Below are 14,427 nucleotides of genomic sequence, written 5' to 3'. Positions count from 1 at the left end.
ATTACGCTTGATTTACATTAAGATTTCGTTCGCGCGGCAGTCGCCGCGCAGTTTGCTGAGGAGCTCAAAATGCGGGCATTGCGCTTTTCGGCGATCGGCTTCGCTTCTGTGCTGCTGTCGACCTTCGCCTGGTGGGTCGCCGCCCCAAGTGGCGCGGCGGCAGCCACGACCACGAACCTCCATGAATTGTGCCGACAGGTGAAGAACGACGACACGATCCGCCCCTATTCGCACGATCTCTACGACGGCACAGCCAAGGCGTTCAAAAAGCTGTTTCCGGACGCCAGAGCCGCGCCGCAGGAGTCCGAATTGCAGGCACAGGCCAGCTATCGCTGCATGAACGGCAAGGTGCTGGTCTGCTTCGTCGGCGCCAACCTGCCTTGCGCCAGGATGAACGCCGCGCGCGACAATCCCGGCGCGGATGGATTCTGCAACGCCAACCCGAATGACGACGTCGTGCCGGCCTTCGCGACCGGCCACGACGCCGTCTATTCCTACAAATGCCGGAACGGCAAGGCGGAGGTCACCGGCAATCCGTGGCAGCTCGACAAGCGCGGTTTTGCCGCCAAGCTGTGGGCCGTGCTTCCCGGCAACTGAAGCCGGCTAAACGGAAAGCATCACCTTGATCGCGCGACGCTCGTCCATGGCGCGGTAGCCTTCGGCGACGTCCGCCAGCGGGAGCTGCAGGTCGAAGACCTTGCCGGGCTTGATCCTGCCCTTGAGCACGCGATCCATCAGGTCGGGCAGGAAGCGGCGGACCGGCGCCGGGCCGCCGAGCATGCGCTTCTGGCCGAAGAACAGGCGCTGTCCGTCCAGGGAAACGTCATGCGGCACGCCGACATAGCCGATGGTGCCGCCGGGTCGCGAGACGGCCAACGCCTGGTCGAAGGATTCGGCCGTGCCGACGCATTCCAGCACCGAGTCGGCGCCGACCCCTCTGGTAAGGTCCTTGATGCGCGCCACGCCTTCCTCGCCGCGCTCGGCCACGATGTCGGTGGCGCCGAACTCGCGTGCGAGTCTCTGGCGGCTTGCGTGGCGGCTCATGGCGATGATGCGCTCCGCGCCCATCTCCCTCGCCGCAAGAACGCCCATCAGGCCGACGGCGCCGTCACCGACCACGACCACGGTCGATCCTTGCCGCACCTCGGCCGCGTCGGCCGCATACCAGCCGGTGCCTAGCACGTCCGAGACGGCCAAGAGGTCAGGCACCAGTTCGGCCGGTGGAACCTCCGCGGTAGCCACCAGCGTGCCGTCGGCCAGCGCCACGCGGGCGTAAGGCGCTTGCGCGCCCGACATGAACTCGCGCTGCGCGCAGGAAGACTGGAAGCCGAAGCGGCAATGCGGGCAGGTGTTGTCGGAGAGGCAGAACGAGCCGACGACGAACTGGCCGGGGCGAACGTTACGCACCTCTGCGCCGACCTCGACGACGATGCCGCAATATTCGTGGCCCATGTGCATCGGGCCGTCCACCGGCTGCAGCCCGCGATAGGGCCACAGATCCGAACCGCAGATGCAACTCGCCGACAGCTTGATGATGGCGTCCGTCGGGTGAAGGATTTTCGGATCGGCGACTTCCTCGCAGCGGATGTCGCCGGGCTTGTGGAGAACGGTTGCGAGCATTTTTCTTCCTTTCGTTCGATCGGGATCAGGCGCCGTAATCGGCGTCGCTGACATGTTCCAGCCAGTCCACGGTCTTGCCGTCCCTGGGCTCCTGGACCGCGATGTGGACCATCGCGGTGTTGGGCGACGCGCCGTGCCAATGTCTTTCGCCGGGAGCGAACCAGACGACATCGCCCGGCCGGATCTCTTCGACCGGACCACCTTCGCGCTGCACACGGCCGAAGCCGGAGACGACGATCAGCGTCTGTCCCAGCGGATGCGTGTGCCATGCGGTGCGGGCGCCCGGCTCGAAGGTCACCTGCGCGCCCTGCACCCGCGCGGCATCGAAGGGATTGAAGAGCGGATCGATGCGGACCGTGCCGGTGAACCAGTCCGAGGGGCCGTTGGCGGAGGGTCTCGTGCCGGCGCGAATAATGTCCATGGGGATCTCTCGTCTGATGCGTTCAATGTGGGCCGCAGGGCGGTTGCGGGATCTTCGACCCAGCCGGCCGAGCCCGACCGGCGCGCCGGAGAGCCTCCTGCGCCGACTTGCGGGGAACATATTGCGGTCGACCTCGTTCGAATAGGCGATATAATCCGCATGGACTTATCGAGATCTGATATAAATCTTGCACAAGGCAGCGATGCAGCGCGACGGCATGAAGGATCTGCTCTGGTTCGTGGCGGTCGCGCGCGAGCGCAGCTTCACCAGGGCGGCGGCGAAGCTCGGAACCTCGCAGTCGACGCTCAGCCACACGATCAAGGAGCTGGAAGCGCGCCTGGGTGTTCGGCTGCTGACGCGCACGACGCGAAGCGTCGCGCCGACCGATGCGGGCGAGCGGCTCTACCAGTCGCTCGTGCCGCGTTTCGAAGAGATCGAAGCTGACCTCGCAAGCCTGGTGGCGTTTCGCGACAAGCCGTCGGGAACGGTCCGCATCACGCTCTCCGACCATGCGCTGCAGTCGACCGTCTGGCCAAAGCTCGAGCCGATGCTGCGCGACTATCCCGACCTCAATGTCGAGCTCTACAGCGACAACGGCATGCGCAACATCGTCGAGGAGCGCTTCGATGCCGGCGTGCGGCTCGGCGAGAGCATCGACAAGGACATGATCGCGGTGCGGATCGGCCCGGACTGGCGGCTGGTGGCCGTCGCCTCGCCGGACTATTTCGCTCGCCGCCCGGTGCCCAGGACGCCGCAGGATCTGGTTGCGCACGACTGCATCAACCTGCGGCTGACGACGTTTGGGGGCCTCTATGCGTGGGAATTCGCCAAGGACGGCCGCGACCTCAGGGTCCGGGTGGAGGGCCAACTCACCTTCAACTCAACCATCCCGATGGTCGACGCCGCGATCAGCGGCTCAGGCATCGCCTATGTGCCGGAAAGCCTTGTCAGCCGCCACATCGCCGAGGGACGGCTGACGCTGGTGCTCGGCGACTGGAGCCCGCCCTTCGCCGGCTATCATCTCTACTATCCGAGCCGGCGGCAGCTCTCGCCGGCATTGGCAGTGATCGTCGAGGCGCTGCGGCACCGGAGCTGAGGGGCAGGAGCGCCTGTTGGCTAGACCGGCCGCTGCCCGCCGTCGATGGTCTCGTCGGTCATGAACTCGCGCTGCGTGAGATAGAGATAGGCAGGCGCCACTTCCTCAAACACTACACGCTGATCCGCGACGGTTATTGGGGGGTCAATCGCCCGCCAGGGGAAACTCATTGGCGATCGTGACATGGTGGTGGATGCGGCCCTCGAAATATCGCGACAGCACCGCCTCGGTCGCGGCGCGCGATTCGGCGCGGGCGGGGCTGGCGAGAGCCGCGTCGACCGCCGCCAGGTCGCGGTAGTTGATCGCCAGGATCATCGGGTATTCCGGCGCGCCGTCGTCGCGCTTTTCGGCGAAGGAGACGCGGACATCGAGCGCGCCCGGGAAGGCTTTCCATTTGGGCAGGACGGTCTCGATCACGTCCCTGCGGAACGCTTCCGTCTGGCCGTCCTTCACCTTGCCTTCGAACAGTGCGTAGCGCGTGATCATTTGCCGTCCTCTTTGCGTTGGAAGAATTCCATCAGTGCGGCCTGGTCCTCGCCGCCCAGTCCGGCGGCGGTCAGCAGCCGGTGCACCTCGGCGCAGAGCGCCGTCAGCGGCATCGCCGTATGCGTGCGCCGCGCCAAGTCCTGGGCGGCGTTGAGGTCCTTGACCATGTTGTCGATGCGGCCGGTGCGGCGGTAGTCGCGGGTGGCGAAGCGCGGCAGGTATTCCTGCAGGATGGCGCTGTCGGCGCGGCCGCCCTTGAGCGCCTGCGGTATCTTGAGCGCGTCGACGCCGGCGTCGAGCGCCAGCCGGGTCGCCTCCGCCACGGCCATGAAATTCAGCGCGCACAGAACCTGGTTGATGAGCTTGGTCGTCTGGCCGGCGCCGGCCGGACCCATATGCGTGTAATTGGCCGCGACGTCGCGCAGCACGGTGTGGGCATCCGCGACATCCTCCTCCTCGCCGCCGGCCATCAGTGTCAACGCGCCGGTCAGCGCCTTCGGCGCACCGCCGGAGAGTGGGCTGTCGACCCAGCGCAGACCCTTGTCGCTCGCGTCGGCCGCCAGCTGGCGCGTCGCGTCGGGATCGATTGACGACATGTCGATGATCAGCGTGCCGGGCTTCGCGCCGGCAGCCACGCCGGCATCGCCGAACACGGCGCGGCGCACGATCGCCGCCGAATTGAGGCTGAGGATGACGTAGTCGGCGGCGCCGGCAGCCTCGGCAGCGCTCGCCATCGCGGTCGCGCCCTTGGCGACCAGCACTTCCACCTTGGCCTTGTCGAGGTCGAAGACGGCGAGGCGATTGCCGGTGGCGAGCAGGCGCTCGCCGATCGCTCCACCCATGGCGCCGGCGCCAATCAGTGCCACTTTGTTGGTCATGTCGGTCCTCCCGCCAGCCTGTCAGCTATGTCGGCGACGATCTCATCGAGCTCCGCGTCGATTGTCACCGCGATCGCATTCTCGTCCTTGCCCGGCACCTCCAACGTCGCGAACTGGCTGTCGAGCAGACTGGTGGGCATGAAGTGGCCGGTACGCTCATGCATGCGCTTCGAGATCAGCGCGCGCGACCCGTCGAGATAGATGAACAGCACCGGCGCGCCCGCCTGCTCGGTGATGAAATCGCGATAGGTGCGTTTCAGCGCCGAGCAGCCGACAATGACCGGTGCGGGCCGCTGCCGCAGCGTTTCGCCGACCTTGGCCAGCCACGGCCACCTGTCGGCATCGTCGAGCGGAATGCCGGCGCTCATCTTGGCGATGTTGGCCTGCGGGTGCAGCTTGTCGCCATCCACATATGTCGCCGAGATCGCATCGGCGAGCGCCTCGCCGACCGTCGTCTTGCCGGAACCGGTGACGCCCATGACCACCATGCGCGGCGGGGGATCAGATCGAAGCCGTGATGCCGCCATCGACATAGAGAATGTGTCCGTTGACAAAGGATGACGCTTCGGAGGCCAGGAAGACGCAGGCGCCGACCAGTTCCTCGACCTTGCCCCAGCGGCCGGCCGGCGTGCGCTTTTCGAGCCAGGCGCTGAAAGCCGGGTCGGCGACGAGGGCTGCATTGAGCGGCGTGTCGAAATAGCCGGGCGCAATCGCATTGCATTGCAGGCCGTGCTTCGCCCAGTCGGTCGCCATGCCCTTGGTGAGGTTGCCGACCGCGCCCTTGGTCGCGGTGTAAGGCGCGATGCCGGGGCGGGCGAGCGCGGTCTGGACGCTGGCGATGTTGATGATCTTGCCGCGACCGCGCCCGATCATGTGCCGCGCCACGGCCTGGCCGACATGGAAGACGCTAGCGACATTGGTCTGCAGCAGGCGCTCGAAGGCGTCGGCGGGAAAATCCTCGAGCGGCGTGCGGAACTGCATGCCGGCATTGTTGACCAGGATGTCGATCGACCCGCCGGCAAACTCGAAAGCGTCGATGGCGGCGCGGACCGCATCATGGTCGGTCGCGTCGAAGGCGAGCGTCGCGGCGCCCGGAATGTCCGCTGCCGCGGCACGCAGCTTAGCTTCGTCGCGGCCATTGAGGACCACTTTGGCGCCGGCTTCGGCGAGGCCCTTGGCCAAGGCAAAGCCGATGCCTTGCGAGGAGCCGGTTACGAGCGCGGTGCGCCCGCTGAGATCGAACAGTTTGGACGACATTTTCCTGATTGCCTCTCGTCGCTGAGCGTCTTATGTTATCGATAACATCATCTGTCAAGTCAAGTGGAGCGAATACGATGCAGCGGCCTCACATCCTTCAGGTTGGACCCTATCCCGCATGGGACGAGGAGCCGCTCAACGAAGCCTTCACGGTGCACCGCTATTTCGCGGCCGACGACAAGCCGGCCTTTCTCGCCGAGGTCGGACCGCTCGTGCGCGGCATTGCCACGCGCGGCGAGCTTGGCGCCAGCCGCGCCATGATCGAGGCTTGCCCGTCGCTCGAACTCGTTTCCGTCTATGGCGTCGGTTTCGACGCGGTCGATCTTGCGGCCTGCCGGGAGCGCGGCGTGCGCGTCACCAACACGCCGGACGTGCTGACCAACGACGTCGCCGATCTCGGCATCGCCATGATGCTGTGCCTGTCGCGCGGCATGATCGGCGCGGAGCGCTGGGTACGCGACGGCAGTTGGGCGGCGAAGGGGCTCTATCCGCTCAAGCGCCGGGTCTGGGGACGGCGGGCCGGCGTGCTCGGCCTCGGCCGCATCGGCTATGAGGTGGCCAAGCGCCTTGCCGGCTTCGGCATGGAAATCGCCTACAGCGACGTCGCGCCGAAGGACTTTGCCGCCGATTGGGAGTTCCTCGCCGATCCCGTCGCGCTGGCCAGGCGTTCGGACTTCCTGTTCGTGACGCTTGCCGCTTCCGCCGCGACGCGCCACATCGTCGACGGCGAGGTGATCGCGGCGCTCGGCGAGGAAGGCATGCTGATCAACATCTCGCGCGCCTCCAACATCGACGAGGACGCGCTTCTCGACGCGCTCGAGAATAAGGTGCTGGGCTCGGCCGCGCTCGACGTCTTCGAAGGCGAGCCGAAGCTCAATCCGCGGTTCCTGGCGCTCGACAACGTGCTTTTGCAGCCGCACCATGCCTCGGGCACGGTCGAAACGCGCAAGGCGATGGGCAGACTGGTGCGCGACAACCTCGCCGCTCATTTCGCCGGCCAGCCGCTCATCTCGCCGGTGCTTTAGCTTACGCAATCCCGGACGGAAAACCGTCATCCACTTTTCCTGGTATTGCTCGAGGAGCTCGCCCACCATGAAGTCGATCGTCATCCACGCCGCCAAGGACCTGCGCATCGAGGACCGTCCGGTCGAGGAGCCGGGACCGGGCCAGGTGCTGTTGCGTCTTGCCGCCGGCGGCATCTGCGGCAGCGACCTGCACTACTACAATCATGGCGGCTTCGGAACGGTGCGCCTGAAGGAGCCGATGATCCTCGGCCACGAGGTCTCCGGCGTGATCGAGAAGCTCGGCCCGGGCGTCAGAGGGCTGGAGCCTGGCCAACTGGTCGCGGTCTCGCCGTCGCGGCCCTGCTACAGCTGCCGCTACTGCCGCGAGGGGATGCACAACCAGTGCCTCAACATGCGCTTCTATGGCAGCGCCATGCCGTTCCCGCACATCCAGGGCGCGTTCCGCGAAATGCTGGTGGCGGACGCGCCGCAATGCGTGCCGGCCGATGGATTGAGCGCCGGCGAAGCGGCGATGGCCGAACCGCTGGCGGTCTGCCTGCACGCCACGCGCCGGGCCGGCGAGATGCTGGGCAAGCGCGTGCTGGTGACCGGCTGCGGGCCGATCGGCCTGTTGTCGATCCTCAGTGCGCGGCGCGCGGGCGCGGCCGAGATCGTCGCCGTCGACCTCGCCGATTTCACCCTGTCGATGGCGCTGCGCGCCGGCGCCGACAAAGCGATCAACACGCGGACAGATCCGGAGGGGCTGGCGCCCTATCTCGCCGACAAGGGGACGTTCGACATCCTCTACGAATGCTCGGGCGCGGCGACGGCGCTGGCGCAAGGCATCGCGGCGACGCGTCCGCGCGGCACGATCGTGCAGCTCGGCCTCGGCGGCGCCGAGATGGCGCTGCCGATGTCGACGGTCACCGCCAAGGAACTGTCGATCAACGGCTCGTTCCGCTTCCATCCGGAATTCGCCGTCGGCGTCGGCCTGATGCGCAAGGGGCTGATCGACGTCAAGCCGCTGATCACCCACACGGTGGCGTTCGACGAGGCGCTTTCCGGCTTCGAGCTTGCCAACGACCGAAGCCAGGCGATGAAGGTCCAGATCGCCTTTGCATAAGCGTCGGCGGCGCGTTGCATTCCGTTGTGATATCGATAACGTACGGCCATGCAGTCCTCGCCCAAACGCCCGACCATGGCCGATGTCGCGCATCGCGCCAACGTCTCGACGATGACTGTGTCGCGCGCCTTCAAGCGCGACGCCTCGGTCAGCGCCGACACGCGAGACCGCATCCTGCAGGCGGCTGAGGAGCTCGGCTATGTCTTCGACAGCATCGCCGCCAACCTTTCCTCGCGGCGCTCCGGTTTCGTCGCGGTGACGATACCATCGATCAACAACGCCAACTTCGCCGACACGGTGCGCGGCATGACCGAGGGCCTGCGCGACAGCGGGCTGGAAATCCTGCTCGGCTTCACCGACTACAATGTCGAGGAGGAAGAGCGCCTGGTCGGGCAGTTGCTGCAGCGGCGGCCGGAAGCGATCATCGTCACCGGCGGCAGGCACACGCCGCGCTGCCGCAAGATGCTGGCCAATGCCGGCGTGCCGGTGGTGGAGACGTGGGATCTGCCGAGCGACCCGATCGGCCACGTCGTCGGCTTCTCCAACGCCGAGGCCGGGCGGCTGATGGTCGATCATCTCGTCGCGCGCGGTTATTCGCGGCTCGGCTTCATCGGCGGCGACACCTCGCGCGATACGCGCGGCCTCGACCGCCGGCGCGGCTTCGTGGCGGCGCTGCAGGACCGCGGCCTCGACGCCTCGCGCGTCATCGCCTCCGGCGTGCCGCCGATCTCGATGCGCGAGGGCGCTGCCGCCATGGTCGAGATGATCTCGCGCTGGCCGGACACCCAGGCGGTGATGTGCGTGTCGGACCTTTCCGCCTTCGGCGCGCTTATGGAATGCCTGCGGCGCGGCATCCGCGTTCCCGACGACGTCGCAATCGCCGGCTTCGGTGCCTATGACCTTGCCGAGCAGTCGGTGCCGTCGATCACCACGATCGACGTCGGCGCGCATGAGATCGGCATCCGCGTCGCCGAACTGGTGCTTGACCTGCTCAATGGGCGGCGGGAACCCGATGACCGGATCGTGGTCGGCATGACGCCCAAGGTGATCGCACGCCACACGGCTTGATTGGAAAAAGCAACGGCCGGCGGGATCCCGCCGGCCGTTGGCTTTTCCGACAGAGATGCTGGCGAAGCCTATTTGCCCCAGATCTTCTTGTATTCGTCGCGGTAGCCGTTGCCGGGGTCGAAGCGGTTGTCCGGACCGCCGTCGAACTCGACATTGTCCGAGGTCACCACATGCAGCGGCGAGATGTAGCCCGACCATTTCTCGCCGGCCATGGCGCGGTTGAGCTCGTCCACCAGCTGCCAGCCCTGCAGGTTCAGCGGCTCGGCCACCGTCACCTTCTGGAACTGGCTGGAGCGGATGCGCTGATAGGCCGATTCCGAGCCATCGCCGGCCGCGACGTTGATCGGCGCGTCGGTGCCCGACTTGCCTGCGGCCGCCAGCGACGGACCCATGAAGTCGAAATAGAGATCGTTGATGGCCAGCGAATGGGTCCAGGCGTCGCCGTATTTCTGCAGCAGCGAGGTGGTGAGCTGTGGCATGCGCTGCGAGGTCTCGGCGATCGGCGTGTCGACATATTCGAGCACCTTGCCGCCGAGATCCTCGATCTCCTTCTTCATCCGATCCGCCTTGGCAATGGCGATCTGGTAGGTGGAATCGGTGAAGATGATGACGCCGGGCTTGCCCTTGGCGTCGACGAAGGCCCAGTCGGCGGCCGCCTTCGACACTTCCATCGGATCGGTCGAGACGTTGGCGACGATGCCGAGGTCGTCGATCGGGCCTACCGTCGGTGCCGCGTGCCATGCCGCCATCGGGATCTTGGCCGCCTTGGCCTGCTCCATCGCCGGCTTCTGCTCGACGGCGTCAAAGCCGTTGATGATGATGCCGTCCGGGTTGAGCGCCAGCGCCTGGCCGAAGGCGGCGGTGCGGCCGCCGATGGAGCCGGCGCCGTCAAGCGTCTTGACCGTCCAGCCGAGTGCTGCCGCAGCCTCTTCGACACCCTTGGTGACGCCGAGAATGCCGCCGTTCTTCATGTCGCCGCCGAGCACGACGATGGTCTTGCCCGCAGCACCCTTCGGTCCGGTCGTCGGCCCGTCCCATTTCTCGACCTTGCCGGCGTATTTGTCGACGACCGCCTTGGCGTCGGCCATCGGATCGGCCAGCGTCGGCGAGGCGATGCCAAGTGCCAGACAGGCGACGCCAAGCTGAAGAATTGTCCTGCGATGCATGCTGTTTCTCCCATTAAGCATTGTTGGTTGTCTTTGTTGGTTGGCTGGTGGCTGGTTGATTGGCGGGCGCCTGGGTTGGCACGACGGCGCCGCGGCGGCGCTGCGCGTAGCCGGCAATGCCGATCGCGACGAGCAGGGTGACGCCGTTGAACAGCGGCTCGACCCAGAACGAGCCGCCGAACTGTTGGATGCCGGAAATGCCGACGGCGAGGATGACGACGCCGATGATGGTGCCCCAGACATTGACGCGGCCGGGCTTGATGGTGGTCGATCCGAGGAAGGCGCCGACCAGCGCCGGAAGCAGATATTCCAGGCCGACGCTGGCCTGGCCGATCCGGAGCTTCGAGGCGAGCAGCACCCCGCCCAGCGCGGTCAGCGCACCGGAGGCGACGAAGGCGCCCATGACGAATTTCTGCACCGGGATGCCGTTGAGCGCGGCGGCCTTCGGATTGGCGCCGATGGCGTAGAGGTAGCGGCCGATCGGCAGGTATTCGAGCACCAGCCACATCGCCAGCGCCAGGACGACCACGTAGTAGCCGGTGATCGGCAAGCCGAACAGCATCGTGCCGTTGAGGGAGAGGAAGCCCTCGGGCAGCACGCCGACGACCTGGCGGCCGCCGGTGTACCACATGGCCAAAGCGTACAGCACGGTGCCGGTGCCGAGCGTGGCGATGAAGGAATCGATGCGCGCCACCTCGACCAGCCAGCCATTGACGAAGCCGGTGAGCACGCCGAGCAGGATGACGACCAGCACCGCGATCGGCCACGGGATGCCGAAGGCCGTCTGCAGGCTGATGGCCAGGATGTGCCACAGCACGATGCCGTAGCCCACCGTCAGGTCGATGCGGCCCGAGGCCATCGGGATCATCGCCGCCAGCGACAGCATCGCGATGATCGCCTTGTCGGAGATGATCGAGCGCAGATTGAGCAGCGTCGGGAACGTCCGCGGCAAGAGCAGCGAGAACAGCAGGATGAGCAGCAGCGTCAGGATCGGCAGGCCGTAGACCGGCAGGTAGCGCGAAGCCTTCTGGCCGAGGCTCAGCCCGGAAAGTTCCGACCGGGTCGGCTCAAGCGCCGTCGATTTGATCGAATTCATGAGGTCCTCCTAGAGCGTGATGCCGAAAAGTGTGAGGCGGTTTTCGGACGACATCATGCTCTATCTCTTTGATTTAGAACCGGATTCAGATTTCAGGTCGATTCGACCTGAAATCATCCGGCTCTAGGCGGCTTCGGACACGGAGGCGGCGCGAATGAGCGCAGCCGTCGTCAAGGCATCGCCGACCAGCTCGCGCACGATGCGGTTATGCGAGAAGACGAGGGCGCGATGGCAGATATGGGCGACCTCCTCGAAATCGGTGGAGACGACGATGACCGCCAGCCCTGCCTCGACGGCCGCCGCAATCAGCCGGTAGATCTCGGCCTTGGCGCCGACATCGACGCCGGCCGTCGGGTCCTCGGCGATCAGCAGCTTGCGGCCCGTCGCCAGCCAGCGGCCGACGACCACCTTCTGCTGGTTGCCGCCTGAAAGCGCTTCGATCGGCAGATGCGGATCGTTGGGCCTCAGCCCCAGCCGCGCGCCGAGTTCCTGCGTGAGATCGCTTTCCCGAGCCGGCTTCATGAAGGAGAACAGCCCGCGACCGACCGCCGACGGATTGAGATACATGTTCTCGCGCACGGAAAGCGACAGCGCGACCGATTCCTCGGTGCGGTCGCGCGCGATGAGGCCGACGCCGGCGGCAAGGGCGGCGCCGACCGAAGACAGGTCGAGGCGCTTGCCGTCGAGCGAGACATTGCCCTCGAAACGCTCGGCGCCGAACAGCGCGCGGCCTACAGCCTCCTGTCCGGCGCCGCGCAGGCCGACCAGCCCGAGCAATTCGCCGGAGCGCGCCTCGAAGGTGACCGGGCCGACGTTGCCGCAAGTGAGGTTTTCGACCTTGAGCCGCTCCGGCCCGTCCTGCCATTGCGACTTGGCGAACATCTGGTGCGCCGGCCGGCCGACGATCAGGTCGACCAGTTCCTGCGGCGTGGTCTCGACCACCGGCTTCACCGCGACCATGCGGCCGTCGCGCATGACGGCGACGCGATCGGCGATGCGGAACACCTCGTCCAGCCGGTGCGAGACATAGATCATGCCGACGCCGCGCTCGCGCAACGGCCGCAGCGCCTCGAACAGGCGCTCGACCTCGTCCGCCGGCAGGCTCGCCGTCGGCTCGTCGAGCACCAGCACGTCGGCCTCAGTCGCCAGCGCGCGGGCGATCGCCACCAGCGACTTTTCGGTGCGGGAAAGATCCTGGACGCGCGTCGCCGGATCGAAGGCGCAGCCGACCAGCGCCAGCGCGCGCTCGGCGCGGCGCTCGGTGTCGCGCCAGTCGATCAGGCCGGAGCGGCGCGAAAAACCTTGCGCCATGCCGACGTTCTCGGCCACCGTCATCCATTCGATGAGGCCGAGGTCCTGATGGATGAAGGCGACCTTCTGCGGCTGGTTGGGACGGGGCGGGCGGTGGTGATAGTCCTCGCCGCGAAAGCGGATCGTGCCTTGGTCGCGCTTGTGGATGCCGGCGAGCGTCTTGATGAGCGTCGACTTGCCGGCGCCGTTCTCGCCGAGCAGGGCGACGATCTCGCCCTCGTGGATGTCGAGCGACACCGACTTCAGCGCCAGGGTGCCGCCGAAGCGCTTGGAGATGTCGATGAATTCGATGAGCTTGGGCCGCATCTATGGCCCTCCCAAGCCAAGCAAACGGACTGAATTGGCACCGATGTTATCGCTAACATTTTTGCAGGTCAAGTCTTGAAAACAGCTCGCCGCGAAGGCTATCGATAACCCGTTTTCGCGGAGGAAGAAGCATGTTCGGAGACATAGAGGGCGCCGGCTTCGAGGTCCTCGACGAGCGGTTCGAAAGCTGCTTCGTCGGCCATGTGGCGGTCGAGCGGCTGTGGACCGGCGGGCGCTGGCTGGAAGGCCCGGCATGGTTCGCGGCCGGGCGCTATCTGGTCTTCTCCGACATCCCCAACGACCGCATCATGCGCTACGACGAGACCAATGGCGTGGTTTCGGTGTTCCGGGCGCCGGCAAACAATGCCAACGGCAACACGGTCGATACAGAGGGACGGCTGGTCACCTGCGAGCATCGGGCGCGCCGCGTCACGCGCACCGAGCATGACGGATCGATCACGGTGATCGCCGACCGTTTCGACGGCAAGCGCCTGAATTCGCCTAACGACGTCGTGGTGCGCTCGGATGGCACAGTGTGGTTTTCCGATCCGCCCTACGGCATCGCGACCGACTATGAGGGCGACCGCGCCGAACAGGAGATCGAGGGCTGCCACGTCTACCGCGCCGATCCCGCGACCGGCGCGGTGGCGCGGGTCGTCTCGACGATGGCGAAGCCCAACGGTCTCGCCTTCTCGCCGGACGAGAGCGTCCTCTATGTCGGCGACACCGGCATCACGCATCAGAAGGACGGGCCGCGGCACATCCGCAAGTTTGCCGTCGAAGGCAATTCGCTGGGGGAAATCGGCGTTTTCGCAACCTGCACGGCCGGCCTGTTCGACGGCTTCAGGGTGGATACGGCCGGCCGTGTCTGGGCAGGCGCCGGCGACGGCGTGCATTGCTTCGACCCCGACGGCACGCTGATCGGCAAGATCCGCATCCCTGAAACGGTGGCGAACCTCACCTTCGGCGGCGCCAAGCGCAACCGCCTGTTCATCACGGCGCGGCAGTCGCTCTATGCGGTGTTCGTGGTCGCCAACGCGGCCGCAAGAGGCTGAGGTCCGACTTGCATTGCTCGAAAGGCGAGCCGCTCGACAAGCGGCCCGCCTTGTCCATGTCAGGCACCATCCTTTGCCCGATAGGCATCGGGAAGGACGAAGACTTCATCGGCGCGGCCGTAGCCTCCATCAGGAACTTCTTCGATCAGCACCATGGTGTAGGGGCGCACACCCTCGCCGAAATAGTCGACGAACATCTGCGTGGTCTTGTGGACGAGGTCTTCCTTCTGCGCTTTTGTGAGGGCGGCCTCGGGCATCTTGAAGTTGGCAAAGGGCATTTGCAGGTTCCTTTCGGTGGATTCATGGCGTTGCTTGGCGAGGCTGATGACGACGGTCGCGCCGTCATCGGGCGGATATAGATTGCCGCAGAAGTCGGATAATCACCCCGCTGCTGGCAGCACTATTCGGAAAGAGCGAACAATCGAAGCCGACGTCGGCGCCCTATCCGCAGCTCGCTCAGCAGTGCGCGCTTTGCTGGAATGGCATCCAGCATTTCGCGCTGGCAGGGTTGTGAAGATCGGACTGGTGGCGAGCCGGCGT

Annotated in this window: 16 protein-coding genes; 6 read left to right on the top strand and 10 right to left on the bottom strand. The window is 66.2% G+C overall.

Features of this window, described 5'->3' with window-relative positions:
• The first annotated feature begins 69 nt into the window (after positions 1-69).
• The gene (locus tag PU724_RS16385) at positions 70-597 is read left to right on the top strand and encodes a hypothetical protein (protein ID WP_354420114.1); all 528 of its coding nucleotides are present in this window, start codon (positions 70-72) and stop codon (positions 595-597) included.
• A 6-nt stretch (positions 598-603) separates the two neighbouring features.
• Here PU724_RS16385 and PU724_RS16380 read toward each other — a convergent pair whose 3' ends face one another.
• Together PU724_RS16380 and PU724_RS16375 are read right to left on the bottom strand one after the other, a co-directional pair.
• The gene (locus tag PU724_RS16380; protein ID WP_354420113.1) at positions 604-1,620 is read right to left on the bottom strand and encodes a zinc-dependent alcohol dehydrogenase family protein; all 1,017 of its coding nucleotides are present in this window, start codon (positions 1,618-1,620) and stop codon (positions 604-606) included.
• 25 nt (positions 1,621-1,645) lie between these two features.
• A complete protein-coding gene (locus PU724_RS16375; RefSeq protein WP_292102211.1) occupies positions 1,646-2,041 on the bottom strand; it encodes a (R)-mandelonitrile lyase in 396 nt (131 codons plus the stop codon).
• A gap of 202 nt (positions 2,042-2,243) precedes the next feature.
• On the opposite strand from PU724_RS16375, the gene PU724_RS16370 reads away from it, so the two are divergent.
• The gene (locus tag PU724_RS16370) at positions 2,244-3,137 is read left to right on the top strand and encodes a LysR family transcriptional regulator (protein ID WP_127310513.1); all 894 of its coding nucleotides are present in this window, start codon (positions 2,244-2,246) and stop codon (positions 3,135-3,137) included.
• A gap of 144 nt (positions 3,138-3,281) precedes the next feature.
• On the opposite strand, the gene PU724_RS16365 is transcribed toward PU724_RS16370, so the two are convergent.
• From PU724_RS16365 to PU724_RS16350, 4 genes are read right to left on the bottom strand one after another with little or no spacing between them, the layout of a single operon-like run.
• The gene (locus tag PU724_RS16365; RefSeq protein WP_354420112.1) at positions 3,282-3,623 is read right to left on the bottom strand and encodes a hypothetical protein; all 342 of its coding nucleotides are present in this window, start codon (positions 3,621-3,623) and stop codon (positions 3,282-3,284) included.
• Positions 3,620-4,501, bottom strand: a complete 882-nt coding sequence (locus tag PU724_RS16360; protein WP_354420111.1) for an NAD(P)-dependent oxidoreductase — start codon at positions 4,499-4,501, stop codon at positions 3,620-3,622. Before PU724_RS16360 ends, PU724_RS16365 begins: the two co-directional genes overlap by 4 nt.
• Positions 4,498-4,989, bottom strand: coding sequence for a gluconokinase (locus tag PU724_RS16355; RefSeq protein ID WP_354420110.1), 492 nt, complete (start codon positions 4,987-4,989; stop codon positions 4,498-4,500). The genes PU724_RS16360 and PU724_RS16355 overlap by 4 nt, the downstream gene beginning before the upstream one ends.
• A gap of 13 nt (positions 4,990-5,002) precedes the next feature.
• A complete protein-coding gene (locus PU724_RS16350; protein WP_354420109.1) occupies positions 5,003-5,758 on the bottom strand; it encodes an SDR family oxidoreductase in 756 nt (251 codons plus the stop codon).
• Between the two features lie 77 nt (positions 5,759-5,835).
• On the opposite strand from PU724_RS16350, the gene PU724_RS16345 reads away from it, so the two are divergent.
• The 3 genes from PU724_RS16345 (at position 5,836) to PU724_RS16335 (ending at position 8,953) form a co-directional block, all read left to right on the top strand.
• Positions 5,836-6,783, top strand: a complete 948-nt coding sequence (locus PU724_RS16345) for a 2-hydroxyacid dehydrogenase (RefSeq protein WP_354420108.1) — start codon at positions 5,836-5,838, stop codon at positions 6,781-6,783.
• Positions 6,784-6,850: 67 nt separating this feature from the next.
• Positions 6,851-7,885: an L-idonate 5-dehydrogenase gene (locus PU724_RS16340; RefSeq protein WP_354420107.1), complete on the top strand. Its 1,035-nt coding sequence runs from the start codon at positions 6,851-6,853 to the stop codon at positions 7,883-7,885.
• Positions 7,886-7,933: 48 nt separating this feature from the next.
• Entirely contained in the window at positions 7,934-8,953 is a 1,020-nt protein-coding gene (locus PU724_RS16335; protein WP_354420106.1) for a LacI family DNA-binding transcriptional regulator, read from the top strand.
• Positions 8,954-9,021: 68 nt separating this feature from the next.
• On the opposite strand, the gene PU724_RS16330 is transcribed toward PU724_RS16335, so the two are convergent.
• From PU724_RS16330 to PU724_RS16320, 3 genes are all read right to left on the bottom strand, one after another.
• Positions 9,022-10,119, bottom strand: coding sequence for an ABC transporter substrate-binding protein (locus PU724_RS16330; RefSeq protein ID WP_354420105.1), 1,098 nt, complete (start codon positions 10,117-10,119; stop codon positions 9,022-9,024).
• Between the two features lie 13 nt (positions 10,120-10,132).
• Complete coding sequence (locus PU724_RS16325; protein ID WP_354420104.1) at positions 10,133-11,215, bottom strand: ABC transporter permease; 1,083 nt, start codon at positions 11,213-11,215, stop codon at positions 10,133-10,135.
• 123 nt (positions 11,216-11,338) lie between these two features.
• Positions 11,339-12,832 (bottom strand): sugar ABC transporter ATP-binding protein, encoded by a 1,494-nt coding sequence (locus PU724_RS16320; RefSeq protein ID WP_354420103.1) that lies wholly within the window; start codon positions 12,830-12,832, stop codon positions 11,339-11,341.
• 131 nt (positions 12,833-12,963) lie between these two features.
• Here PU724_RS16320 and PU724_RS16315 point away from each other — a divergent pair, with 131 nt between their 5' ends.
• Complete coding sequence (locus PU724_RS16315; protein WP_127311377.1) at positions 12,964-13,887, top strand: SMP-30/gluconolactonase/LRE family protein; 924 nt, start codon at positions 12,964-12,966, stop codon at positions 13,885-13,887.
• Between the two features lie 59 nt (positions 13,888-13,946).
• On the opposite strand, the gene PU724_RS16310 is transcribed toward PU724_RS16315, so the two are convergent.
• The gene (locus PU724_RS16310; RefSeq protein WP_127393878.1) at positions 13,947-14,165 is read right to left on the bottom strand and encodes a tautomerase family protein; all 219 of its coding nucleotides are present in this window, start codon (positions 14,163-14,165) and stop codon (positions 13,947-13,949) included.
• Positions 14,166-14,427 lie beyond the last annotated feature (262 nt).

Origin of the sequence: Mesorhizobium abyssinicae (assembly GCF_049887195.1) — a bacterium.
Classification (GTDB): Bacteria; Pseudomonadota; Alphaproteobacteria; order Rhizobiales; family Rhizobiaceae; genus Mesorhizobium; species Mesorhizobium abyssinicae.
The sequence above is the reverse complement of the archived record's forward strand: the minus strand, read 5'-3'. Positions and strand labels throughout refer to the sequence as shown.

Excerpts from the sequence above, each read along its gene's own strand:
- PU724_RS16310 (WP_127393878.1), bottom strand. The coding sequence starts at position 14,165 with ATGCCCTTTGCCAACTTCAAGATGCCCGAGGCCGCCCTCACAAAAGCG.
- PU724_RS16385 (WP_354420114.1), top strand. The coding sequence starts at position 70 with ATGCGGGCATTGCGCTTTTCGGCGATCGGCTTCGCTTCTGTGCTGCTG.
- PU724_RS16335 (WP_354420106.1), top strand. The coding sequence starts at position 7,934 with ATGCAGTCCTCGCCCAAACGCCCGACCATGGCCGATGTCGCGCATCGC.
- PU724_RS16330 (WP_354420105.1), bottom strand. The coding sequence starts at position 10,119 with ATGCATCGCAGGACAATTCTTCAGCTTGGCGTCGCCTGTCTGGCACTT.
- PU724_RS16360 (WP_354420111.1), bottom strand. The coding sequence starts at position 4,501 with ATGACCAACAAAGTGGCACTGATTGGCGCCGGCGCCATGGGTGGAGCG.
- PU724_RS16375 (WP_292102211.1), bottom strand. The coding sequence starts at position 2,041 with ATGGACATTATTCGCGCCGGCACGAGACCCTCCGCCAACGGCCCCTCG.
- PU724_RS16370 (WP_127310513.1), top strand. The coding sequence starts at position 2,244 with ATGCAGCGCGACGGCATGAAGGATCTGCTCTGGTTCGTGGCGGTCGCG.
- PU724_RS16325 (WP_354420104.1), bottom strand. The coding sequence starts at position 11,215 with ATGAATTCGATCAAATCGACGGCGCTTGAGCCGACCCGGTCGGAACTT.
- PU724_RS16355 (WP_354420110.1), bottom strand. The coding sequence starts at position 4,989 with ATGGTGGTCATGGGCGTCACCGGTTCCGGCAAGACGACGGTCGGCGAG.
- PU724_RS16350 (WP_354420109.1), bottom strand. The coding sequence starts at position 5,758 with ATGTCGTCCAAACTGTTCGATCTCAGCGGGCGCACCGCGCTCGTAACC.
- PU724_RS16365 (WP_354420112.1), bottom strand. The coding sequence starts at position 3,623 with ATGATCACGCGCTACGCACTGTTCGAAGGCAAGGTGAAGGACGGCCAG.
- PU724_RS16340 (WP_354420107.1), top strand. The coding sequence starts at position 6,851 with ATGAAGTCGATCGTCATCCACGCCGCCAAGGACCTGCGCATCGAGGAC.
- PU724_RS16345 (WP_354420108.1), top strand. The coding sequence starts at position 5,836 with ATGCAGCGGCCTCACATCCTTCAGGTTGGACCCTATCCCGCATGGGAC.
- PU724_RS16380 (WP_354420113.1), bottom strand. The coding sequence starts at position 1,620 with ATGCTCGCAACCGTTCTCCACAAGCCCGGCGACATCCGCTGCGAGGAA.
- PU724_RS16320 (WP_354420103.1), bottom strand. The coding sequence starts at position 12,832 with ATGCGGCCCAAGCTCATCGAATTCATCGACATCTCCAAGCGCTTCGGC.
- PU724_RS16315 (WP_127311377.1), top strand. The coding sequence starts at position 12,964 with ATGTTCGGAGACATAGAGGGCGCCGGCTTCGAGGTCCTCGACGAGCGG.